We start from the raw sequence: 9,197 nt of genomic DNA, 5'->3' as shown, positions 1-9,197 counted from the left end.
CCGGATCACGTTGCTCATCTCTTTGCCGTCGTCGTCATCAGTCATGCCATGCTCCCTTCAATCAGAATAAAGGGAACCGTACCAACCTGAAAATGTGCGAAAAATTTTGTACGTTATCGTCATGCTTTTGCTGGCGCAGCAAAACAATGGCGGGCACCGGGCGGAAGTCGCCAAGTTGATGGTTCATCCGCAGGCGCGGCGGCGCGGCGTTGCGCGCCGTTTGCTGGCGGCGGTGGAACAAAAAGCGCAGGCGCTAGGCCGGACACTGCTCGTGCTCGACACCGTTACGGGCGATGCCGCGGAAGGCATGTATGCGCGTCTTGGATATCACCATGTCGGTGTCATCCCCGGCTACGCCGTTGCCGCGCGGGGCGGCCTCCAGGCGACGACGGTTTTCTACAAGGCGCTTTGACGGGAAGGCTCCTTGTAGAACTCCTCAAGGCGTTCAACGATCAAGTCTTGCAGGGTGTGCGCCTTCACCGGCAGTCCCACCGGATTGAGGATGAGGCCGTCGATGCCGAGAAGACGGTTGGGGCCGCGGCTCAAGCGCGCCGTTTTTGTCAGATCAAGGGTTTCTTCGATGGCGCTGTCGATGTTGACAACAACGAAGGAACGCCCGCGTGCCGACCAGATCGAGACGCCGGTGACGGCCTCCCACGGAATCGTCCGGGCCGCGACGCGCGGGTCATAAATGCCTTCCGGGCGAAGCTCGATGAACGCATGGTTCGGTGTCCGGAAACGCCTGGCGAACTCCAGGGTGGCCGCGCCGAACAACAAAGTGCCCGAGGCGCCAAGCGCGACCAGCACCCAATCCACCGGCCGCTCGGAATATGATGCCGCCAGCGCCCAAAGGCTGAGTCCGGTCATTGCGAGGCCGAGCAGAAGATAAAGAAACGTCAGTTTGCGTGAACTCGTGAAACGTTGAACATGGCTGTTGTCGTTTTTCGCCTGGGTCATGATGTTCCGATTACCAACAGTTGCAGTCAGGGCTCCTTATCCTAGACCGTCATCCATGGGAAAGCAGCAAAAGGGTGGGAAACCGGTGCCATCGGGGCTGAGCGCAAAGCAGGGGGGCTCAAAAAACCTTCCATCGGGTCCTTGGTTCGGTTAAATCCCCGCTCATGGTGAGAAATGTGAACATCGACGAATCCGCCCGTGCACCGTCCACGACGCCGCCGGCGGTGATCTTGTGCGAACCGCAACTGGGCGAGAATATCGGTACGGCGGCCCGCGCCATGGCGAATTTCGGGCTGGTGGATCTCAGGATCGTCAACCCGCGCGATGGCTGGCCGAGCGAGAAGGCCAGGGCGGCCGCAAGCCGGGCCGATCACGTGATCGACAAGGTTCAGGTGTTCGACAGCCTGGAAGCGGCGATTGCCGACCTCACCTTCGTCTATGCCACCACGGCCCGCTCGCGCGAGGTCCCCAAGCCCGTGCGCGGTCCCGACGAGGCGGCGCGCAAAGTCGTGGAACTCGGCGTCAAGGGTCTCATGACCGGCTACATTTTCGGCCGGGAACGCTGGGGTCTCAACAACGATGAAGTGGCGCTGGCCGACGAGATCGTGACCCTTCCGGTCGACCCGGATTTCGCCTCCTTGAACATCGCCCAGGCAGTGCTGGTTTGTGCCTATGAATGGCGCAAGACCGCGACCAGTGGCGCGCTGCCCTTCCGCTTGAGCGAGGAGGAGCATCCGCCAGCGGCGAAGGAAGATGTCTTGCGCTTCTTCGAGCATATTGAAGGTGCGTTGGACCGGGCCACGTTCTTCCGCCCGGTCGAGCGCCGTCCTCACATGGTCCGGACCTTGCGCAATATCTTCCAGAAGGCCGGGCTGACCGAACAGGAAGTGCGGGCGTTGCGCGGCGTTGTCGCGGCCCTCGAAAAGCGCGAAACCCGCCCCCGGCGGCAGCGCGGCGTACCCGCAAGCGACAGCCCGGGTGAAACAAACGGTGAGTTCACCGCACCGGCCCGCGAGGATTGACGACCATGTCCGACGGCCGGCCTGTCCTGATCTACGATTCCGGGATCGGCGGGCTTTCGGTCTTGCGGGAAATCCGGCTGCTGCTTCCGTATGAACCGATCCTCTACCTTGCGGACGATGCCGCTTTTCCGCTGGGGGCGTGGGAGGAAGAGCCGCTCACGCAGCGATTGCTCGAGCTTTTCTCCCGCCTTTTGGATACCCACCGTCCAAAAGCAACCGTCATTGCCTGCAACACCGCCTTCACCCTGGCCGGAGACGCGCTCCGCCAGGCCCATCCAGGTCACGATTTCGTCGGCACGGTTCCGGCGATCAAACCGGCCGCGGAGCGCACAGCCTCGGGCCTTGTGTCCGTGCTTGCGACGCCTGGAACGGTCCGGCGGGCCTATACCCGAAAACTGATCGAGAGCTTTGCCTCCCGGTGTCATGTGCGACTGGTCGGCTCGGACATGCTGGCAGAGCATGCCGAACGGGAACTGAGGAACGAGCCGGTGTCCGACGCGGCCTTGATGACTGAGATCAAAGCCTGCTTTCTCGACCAGGGCGGGCGGCGGACCGATATTGTCGTTCTCGCATGCACCCATTATCCCTTTCTGGCCAACAGGTTCCGGCGGATCGCACCATGGCCCGTGGATTGGCTGGATCCAGCCGGGGCGATCGCGCGGCAACTGGTTCGTGTTCTGGGAGACCGGGCCGATGGAAGCCCGGCCATTCGAAGAGATCTTGCCTTGCTGACCTCCGGCCGGCGCGAGCCCGGCATGGAACGGCTTCTCGCCGGGTTCGGGCTTGAGCTTGGGTCATCCAGCCAGTGTTTTGACAACCAATCTCGTCTCTGACTTCTTGGCCGCGCATTTGAGGTCCGTGATTTCCGCGTTCAGCCGGTCCGGACACAGTGTGATGCCTTCTTGAATGGCCAGGATGGAAATCGAACAGTCGAGCAGGGGAAACTGTCGCACGCTGCCGAACCGGTCCTGGGCGATGATGAAGCCCCGCTCGCGGTCTTCGGGCTTGTAAAAGCTTTCGACGCTGGTTTGGAAGGCGCGCTGAGCGGCGAGCACGCGCTGCTTGACGTCGTCATCCTGCCAGTCGCTGAAGCCCAGGAAGAAATCGTCTCCGCCCAAATGGCCGATGAAGGTGCCTGCTTCCGTGACATGTTTTTGGAGAAGTTGCGCGAACAGGATGATGGCCTGATCGCCCTTTCGGTAGCCGAATGTGTCGTTGAACGGCTTGAAGTGATCGAAATCGATGTAGCACAGGTGCCGGCAGCCGCTGCGTTCGGACGCGGCTCTCATGATGAAGTTCGTGACCGCGCTGTTGCCGGGCAGTCGGGTCAACGGGTTTTGATCCTGTGCTTCCTGCAGACGCTTTTCATGAATCAGCTTCAGCAGGGAAGTGGCAGACAGGAAACCCGCGTAGCGGAAGTTTTCCGTGATGATGATGCCATCCGATTGCAGCGAGGAGGCGAAGGTCACGAGCAGCATGTCCGCATCGCTGTCGATATCGGCGAGCGGGCAGGCGCGGACAAAGCGGCCCAGCGGCAGGTCCAGCGCAGACCCATAGTCCTGTTCGCCGGCGTTGTGGCCATAAAGGTAAGCTTTGAGATCGCGCTCGTGGATCAGGCCGCGAGGTTCTCCGTTGATATCGAGGACGGGGACCACGTTGATGTCCTGATCGGAAAGAAACAGGTCAAGCAAGTCCTTCATGGTCGCGTCGACCGAAATGGTCGCGGGGCTCATCAGCTCGCCCCGGATGCGCCGGTCGCCCTTGCGCCCGGGCGCGGACAAGACTTCGCTTCGGATATGATCGTAGAACAATCGGGCATCCTTGGGGGATTTGACCGGTGCCGCCACATAGGGACCTTGCACCAAATCGCATCCGGCATCCCGCGATGCCTTGAATTCCCGCTCGGTTTCGACACCGTTGGCGATGACCCGGGCTCCGAGCACATGTGCCAGATTGGCCACGGTCTTGACGAACAGTCTGCGCCGGGGGTCGCTGTCGATGCCGCTCAGAAAAAACCGGTCGATCTTGACATAGTCCGGGGAAATGTCGTGCAGCCGCCGCAGTTCTGAAAAGCCCCGTCCAAAATCGTCCAGCGACAGCAAAACGCCTGATTGGCGCAGCGTCATCAGGGCGTGGTCCGCAAGATCGCAGAACACATCCTGTTCACGTTCGATCAGTTCCACACCGAGGCTTCCCGCGGCAAGGCCTTCCGACTTCGCCAGTTCCGCCAGGCGAATCCGCGGATCGTCAGCCGCGCCCAGGTGCCGGCCGTCCAGATTGAAGAAAAGTTTCGTTCCCTTTGCGCAGGGCAAGTCCCGGAACAGGCGCAACGCTTTCCGCAACAGGGCGATTTCGGCCTCGGGCAGGTCTCCGCGCGAGCAAGCGTCGTCGAGACGATCTTTCAAGGTCTGTCGTTGATCCGGTCCGGACCCGGCAAAAGCAGCCTCGTATCCGTACACAACACCCGTGGTGATATCGATCACGGGATGAAACATGCATGCCGTGTCTTCAAAATCGTGCGGAACACCGACCGTGTCGTTCGCAGCGTCCTCTTGAACAAGGGAAATCTCCGTCCTGTAAGACAGGGCGTCAGTCATTGACGGTGTCTCCGCATTCATGTTGCGCACCTTTGCGGTAGCATTCCGCTGCGCAATGTCATAAGTATCACTGATGTATTTGTCTATACTGCATACATTATTGCTAATGAACCGTTAAAATTCCCGCTTAGGTTGTTTTTTCGGGCGGGCCAGCGGCTTTCTTGCGTGTCGGCGGCCCTGCCTTCGGCTTTCTGAATGGCGCGCGGTCCCGGATCGAGTTTCCCGGCTTGCTTGGCCTCCCGCTGCGGATACAGCTCCCGGGCTGCCGTCGGCGCTGCAAGTCGCGGATCGACACACCCGTCTTTGCTTGACTTTGGGGAGGACTTGTCTTACCACCCGCCGGTCCGCACTGGCCGAGCGCTTGTGCGGCTCTACGCACCCGTGAGATGTCAGCCGGCGCCGTCTAGCTGACGCTCTGTCGACCCAAGTGACCGGTCCGCCGGTTCCGGGGGTAAAGGAGGGCGCGTTTCCTTAAAGAAAAACAACGCGTTACACAAAGGAAACCGCGATGTCTAAGCGCCATAGCGTGAAATACAAAATCGACCGCCGGATGGGCGAAAACATCTGGGGCCGTCCGAAAAGCCCGGCCAACAAGCGGGAATATGGCCCTGGCCAGCACGGTCAGCGCCGCAAGGGCAAGCTGTCGGACTTCGGCGTGCAGCTGCGCGCCAAGCAGAAGCTGAAAGGCTACTACGGCAACATCTCCGAAAAGCAGTTCCGGAAAGTCTATGAGGAAGCGTCCCGTCTGAAGGGCGATACCTCGGAAAACCTGATCGGTCTCCTGGAGCGCCGTCTCGATGCGGTCGTTTATCGGGCGAAGTTCGTGCCGACCGTTTTTGCGGCCCGTCAGTTCATCAACCACGGCCACGTCAACGTCAACGGCAAGCGCGTGAACATCTCGAGCTACCGCGTGCGTCCGGGCGATGTCATCGAAGTTCGCGAGAAATCCAAGCAGATGGTTCTGGTTCTCGAAGCCGTCCAGTCCGCGGAACGCGATGTGCCCGACTACCTCGATGTCGATCACAACAAGATGACCGTGTCCTATACCCGCGTTCCGGGTTTCTCCGACGTGCCGTATCCGGTCCAGATGGAACCGAACCTGGTGGTCGAGTTCTATTCGCGCTAACCTTGGCGCCGAATACGGAACACATTTTCAAAACCCCGCTGGCGACAGCGGGGTTTTTTGTGCCGTCCGTTCAATCCCCGATTGATTTTTGATCCTTTGATCGTCCACATGCTGTTCGGCAGGCTGGGCGATCCCGGCCAGAAATGGGGACAGCCATGACGACGCGGGCATTGATGCCGGATTATCTGCGATTGTGCGCGCTTTTCGGCATTGTCGTGGTGAATGTGCAGTATATGGCGTTCCCGATCCTGGGCGGTTTTGAGGCGGCGTCGACCGCAGAGCCCGCGAACCGGGCCGTGGTGTGGCTGGTCAACGGACTGTTTCTCGTCAAAACCTACGGTTTGTTCTCGTTCATGTTCGGGGTTGGGCTTGCCTATCAAATGCGGTCGGCCGCCAACCGGGCGCTTCCCTTCGGCACCCTCTACCGCAATCGCATGATTGGCCTGTTGCTGCTTGGCCTTGCCCATGCCTGTCTGTTTTTTCCCGGCGATATTCTGGTGATCTACGCGATAACCGGCACCTGTCTCTATTGGGTGCGCGCCTGGACGGCCCGGCGGCTTGTGCGCCTCGGCTCCGCGCTTCTTGTCATTCAGATTGTGGTCGCCGGGGCGCTGGTGATGACCCCGGAACCGGCGGATCCCGAGGTTCTGGCAATCGAGCGCGCGCTGATCGGGCAGGGCGGTTTCCTCGAGGCTGTCTTGTTCCGGACCATCAGCTTTTTCTACGTGCTGCCGTATCTTCTGCTGTTCCAGGGGATCGCGGCGCTGGGCTGGTTCTGCCTGGGCCTGGCCGCGGTGAAGTCGGGCCTTATCGACCGGCCGGACCACCGATTGTGGCGTCTGGCGCGCAGGTGGTGCCTTGGACCAGGGGTCCTTTCAAGTCTGCTCATCGCCCATCTTTGGCTCCAAACGGGCGATGGGCGCTGGGAAGCGGCCTTGATCGCCGCCGCGCCGCTGGCCACCATCGGCTATCTGGGGGTGATCGCGGCGATGGCGCGCCCCGCCGGCCCGCTGGGCTCGATGCTGCTGTCGGCCGGTGCGGCAAGCCTGAGCATCTATCTCGGCCAGTCCATGGTCCTGTCGACCATCTTCGGCGCGTATGGCCTGGGGTTGTGGAACGAGGTGAGCGCGGCCGGGGCCGTGGCAATCGCGCTCTTTGTCACGCTTGCGCTGGTCCTTCTGCTCGCTGTCTGGCGCAAGCGGTTCGCCCTGGGCCCGTTCGAGTGGCTGTTGCGCAAAGGGACCTATCTCGGCGTGCCCTTGACGGGCGGCACCCGCCCGGAAGCTGGGGCAAAGTGACTTTCCTGTCCCCGCAAGATCCGTTATGTCAGCGGCAATCCCAAGCTCCAAAGTCCAGGGCGATGCCATGAACGATATTGCAGCGGCCAGCGCCGACATCGATGTTCCAGTCCTGTTGCGCGGCGCGCCGTCCAGCGTGGAGTTCAAGAAGCTGCGCAAGCGGCTGCTGCGCCAGGCGCGCGAGGCGATCGCCGATTTCGGCATGGTGCCGGACGGAGCGGGCCCGCAAGCCCGGCCGAAATGGCTGGTCTGCCTGTCCGGGGGCAAGGACAGCTATACGCTGCTCGCCGTTCTGATCGAATTGCGGTGGCGCGGGCTTCTGCCGGTGGATCTGCTGGCCTGCAACCTCGATCAGGCGCAACCCGGATTTCCCGAGCATGTCCTGCCGGAGTTTCTTGAGACGAACGGCATCGAGCATCTGATCGTCCGCGAGGACACCTATTCGATCGTCACCGGCAAGATCCCCGAGCACCGGACCTATTGTTCGCTGTGTTCGCGGCTGCGCCGGGGGATCCTCTACCGGGTGGCGCGGGAGCAGGGCTGCGAGGCGGTGGTGCTAGGGCATCACCGGGAAGACATTCTCGAAACCTTCTTCATGAACCTGTTTCACGGCGGCCGGCTCGCCTCCATGCCGCCCAAGCTCGTCAACGACGAGGGCGACCTTTTGGTGCTCAGGCCCCTTGCCTATTGCGCCGAGGCGGACATCGCGAAATTCGCCGCCGGCATGCGCTTCCCGATCATTCCCTGCAATCTGTGCGGCTCGCAGGACGGCCTGCAGCGCGAGGAGGTGAAGCGGATGCTGCAAGGCTGGGAGAGGGAGACCCCCGGCCGGTTGAGCGTCATGGCGCGGGCCATGACCCATGCGCGCCCCTCGCATCTCCTCGACCGGCGCCTTTACGATTTTGTCAATCTGCGCCCCCTCGGACCGGAAGCCGATGCGGAGGGTGCTTCCGGCGAAGCGGAAGACCCCTGCGCGGCCAGCCTCGCCCTGACCGCCAGGATGCTTGCGGCCCGGTAAGCGGGATAAGGTCCGGAAGGGCGCGGGCGTTTCAGGCGGCTTGCGCCGTCTTGCGGCATCTGAGGCGGCTTGTGGCATGTGCGGCGGCTTGCGCCGTCAGCGGACGGACCCGTGCCCGTCGAACCCGCCCATCGGCTGGTTGCGCACGAGAATGACCAGGCCTTCCACCGTCTCTTGCCCCGGGGCTGCGGCCAGCCCGCCATAGCTCTTGCACAGATCCTTGTCGGACTTTCCGCCTTGCGGCGCGAAAATCGTGATCTTGGAGCACTCCACCCGCCGCAGGTCGCTGCCGGGCTTGTCGAGCGGACCCAACAGTCCGAACCCGGCCACGGCCGCGCCGAGTGCGATGGCTGCAAAAGCGATGGTCTTCATTTCCCCAATCCCCGTCTGACGGCCGTCTTGGCCCGTTCGTCATGGGCGGAGAATGGCGGATCGTGACTGGACGGACCCTGAACCCGGCATTCACCTGGCGTTCAGGTTAGAGCGATTCGGCAAAAATTGCTGGGTCCGCACTGCCTTCCCTTGGGATAAGCCGGTTTTTGGCCCGAAATTCCAGGGGGACCGGCCGGATTTTGCCCCGGCCCGGATCGGCTGAGGGCGAGAGGCGAGGGGCCGGAAAGGGCGGAAGGGCGATGGGCGGCGCTGGAGCAAGGATGTGGCGGGGTGGATTTTTCGCGGGGTGCGGCGGGTGTTTGGTGAGTCCTGTTGAACGGTTGCCTTGTGTCCGTAAGTTGGGGGCGAAGGCCTGCGGCCTGACCGGCAAAGCAGCCGATTTCTCTACGCTGGGCGAATGGCTTGGAAGGGTGGGGAGTGGACGTTGACCTTCACCGCTTGCATTCCACACTCAACACTATTCAATACGAGTATGCTCATCGACATTTTTGCCCGCCGGTATGAACATAAGGCGCTTCGCGACAGCTTCGAGCAACGCGATAGCCGCCTTCTCGTTCAAGCTTTTCGTATCCTCGCTGAGGATATGTACCCGTATTACAATGATGGGAAGGAAAGCTCTACCGGCGTTGCGTTTTGGACTGGTTTACACAAAGACCTATCTCGCGAACTGGTAGTGTCAAATATCTTTCGCACTTTCGTTTTCAGGCGACGGCTCCGTGTGCTTGGTTCTGCTCTTGGTAGAGCGGCGCCATGTTGATGTATTTTTGCGCTGACCATTTACCGGCC

9 protein-coding genes are annotated in these 9,197 nt (G+C 61.6%); 6 read left to right on the top strand and 3 right to left on the bottom strand.

Going from position 1 to position 9,197, the window contains the following annotated elements; all coding sequences use genetic code 11:
• The first annotated feature begins 121 nt into the window (after nt 1-121).
• A complete protein-coding gene (locus F0184_RS20210; protein WP_172972182.1) occupies nt 122-412 on the top strand; it encodes a GNAT family N-acetyltransferase in 291 nt (96 codons plus the stop codon).
• Here F0184_RS20210 and F0184_RS20205 read toward each other — a convergent pair.
• Nucleotides 397-957, bottom strand: a complete 561-nt coding sequence (locus F0184_RS20205; RefSeq protein ID WP_150497949.1) for an STM3941 family protein — start codon at nt 955-957, stop codon at nt 397-399. The genes F0184_RS20210 and F0184_RS20205 overlap by 16 nt on opposite strands.
• Nucleotides 958-1,121: 164 nt before the next feature.
• Between F0184_RS20205 and F0184_RS20200 the strand changes: the two genes are divergently transcribed.
• Together F0184_RS20200 and murI are read left to right on the top strand one after the other, a co-directional pair.
• The gene (locus tag F0184_RS20200; RefSeq protein WP_150497948.1) at nt 1,122-1,979 is read left to right on the top strand and encodes an RNA methyltransferase; all 858 of its coding nucleotides are present in this window, start codon (nt 1,122-1,124) and stop codon (nt 1,977-1,979) included.
• 5 nt (nt 1,980-1,984) lie between these two features.
• Entirely contained in the window at nt 1,985-2,812 is an 828-nt protein-coding gene (gene murI, locus F0184_RS20195) for a glutamate racemase (protein WP_150497947.1), read from the top strand.
• Here murI and F0184_RS20190 read toward each other — a convergent pair.
• The gene (locus F0184_RS20190; protein WP_208998589.1) at nt 2,774-4,576 is read right to left on the bottom strand and encodes an EAL domain-containing protein; all 1,803 of its coding nucleotides are present in this window, start codon (nt 4,574-4,576) and stop codon (nt 2,774-2,776) included. The two genes, murI and F0184_RS20190, sit on opposite strands and share 39 nt — an antisense overlap.
• A 508-nt stretch (nt 4,577-5,084) precedes the next feature.
• Between F0184_RS20190 and rpsD the strand changes: the two genes are divergently transcribed.
• The 3 genes from rpsD (at nt 5,085) to ttcA (ending at nt 8,018) form a co-directional block, all read left to right on the top strand.
• Nucleotides 5,085-5,702: a 30S ribosomal protein S4 gene (gene rpsD / locus F0184_RS20185; RefSeq protein ID WP_150497946.1), complete on the top strand. Its 618-nt coding sequence runs from the start codon at nt 5,085-5,087 to the stop codon at nt 5,700-5,702.
• Between the two features lie 155 nt (nt 5,703-5,857).
• Nucleotides 5,858-7,000 (top strand): DUF418 domain-containing protein, encoded by a 1,143-nt coding sequence (locus tag F0184_RS20180; protein ID WP_172972181.1) that lies wholly within the window; start codon nt 5,858-5,860, stop codon nt 6,998-7,000.
• Nucleotides 7,001-7,067: 67 nt separating this feature from the next.
• The gene (gene ttcA, locus F0184_RS20175; protein WP_150497944.1) at nt 7,068-8,018 is read left to right on the top strand and encodes a tRNA 2-thiocytidine(32) synthetase TtcA; all 951 of its coding nucleotides are present in this window, start codon (nt 7,068-7,070) and stop codon (nt 8,016-8,018) included.
• Between the two features lie 96 nt (nt 8,019-8,114).
• Here ttcA and F0184_RS20170 read toward each other — a convergent pair whose 3' ends face one another.
• A complete protein-coding gene (locus tag F0184_RS20170) occupies nt 8,115-8,390 on the bottom strand; it encodes an antitermination protein (protein ID WP_150497943.1) in 276 nt (91 codons plus the stop codon).
• Between the last annotated feature and the right edge of the window lie 807 nt (nt 8,391-9,197).

Source organism: Roseibium aquae (genome assembly GCF_008711285.1).
Lineage (GTDB): Bacteria > Pseudomonadota > Alphaproteobacteria > Rhizobiales > Stappiaceae > Roseibium > Roseibium aquae.
This window is presented reverse-complemented; position numbering and strand designations above follow the sequence as displayed.

Excerpts from the sequence above, each read along its gene's own strand:
- F0184_RS20190 (WP_208998589.1), bottom strand. The coding sequence starts at position 4,576 with ATGACTGACGCCCTGTCTTACAGGACGGAGATTTCCCTTGTTCAAGAG.
- murI (WP_150497947.1), top strand. The coding sequence starts at position 1,985 with ATGTCCGACGGCCGGCCTGTCCTGATCTACGATTCCGGGATCGGCGGG.
- ttcA (WP_150497944.1), top strand. The coding sequence starts at position 7,068 with ATGAACGATATTGCAGCGGCCAGCGCCGACATCGATGTTCCAGTCCTG.
- F0184_RS20200 (WP_150497948.1), top strand. The coding sequence starts at position 1,122 with ATGGTGAGAAATGTGAACATCGACGAATCCGCCCGTGCACCGTCCACG.
- F0184_RS20210 (WP_172972182.1), top strand. The coding sequence starts at position 122 with ATGCTTTTGCTGGCGCAGCAAAACAATGGCGGGCACCGGGCGGAAGTC.
- F0184_RS20180 (WP_172972181.1), top strand. The coding sequence starts at position 5,858 with ATGACGACGCGGGCATTGATGCCGGATTATCTGCGATTGTGCGCGCTT.
- F0184_RS20170 (WP_150497943.1), bottom strand. The coding sequence starts at position 8,390 with ATGAAGACCATCGCTTTTGCAGCCATCGCACTCGGCGCGGCCGTGGCC.
- F0184_RS20205 (WP_150497949.1), bottom strand. The coding sequence starts at position 957 with ATGACCCAGGCGAAAAACGACAACAGCCATGTTCAACGTTTCACGAGT.
- rpsD (WP_150497946.1), top strand. The coding sequence starts at position 5,085 with ATGTCTAAGCGCCATAGCGTGAAATACAAAATCGACCGCCGGATGGGC.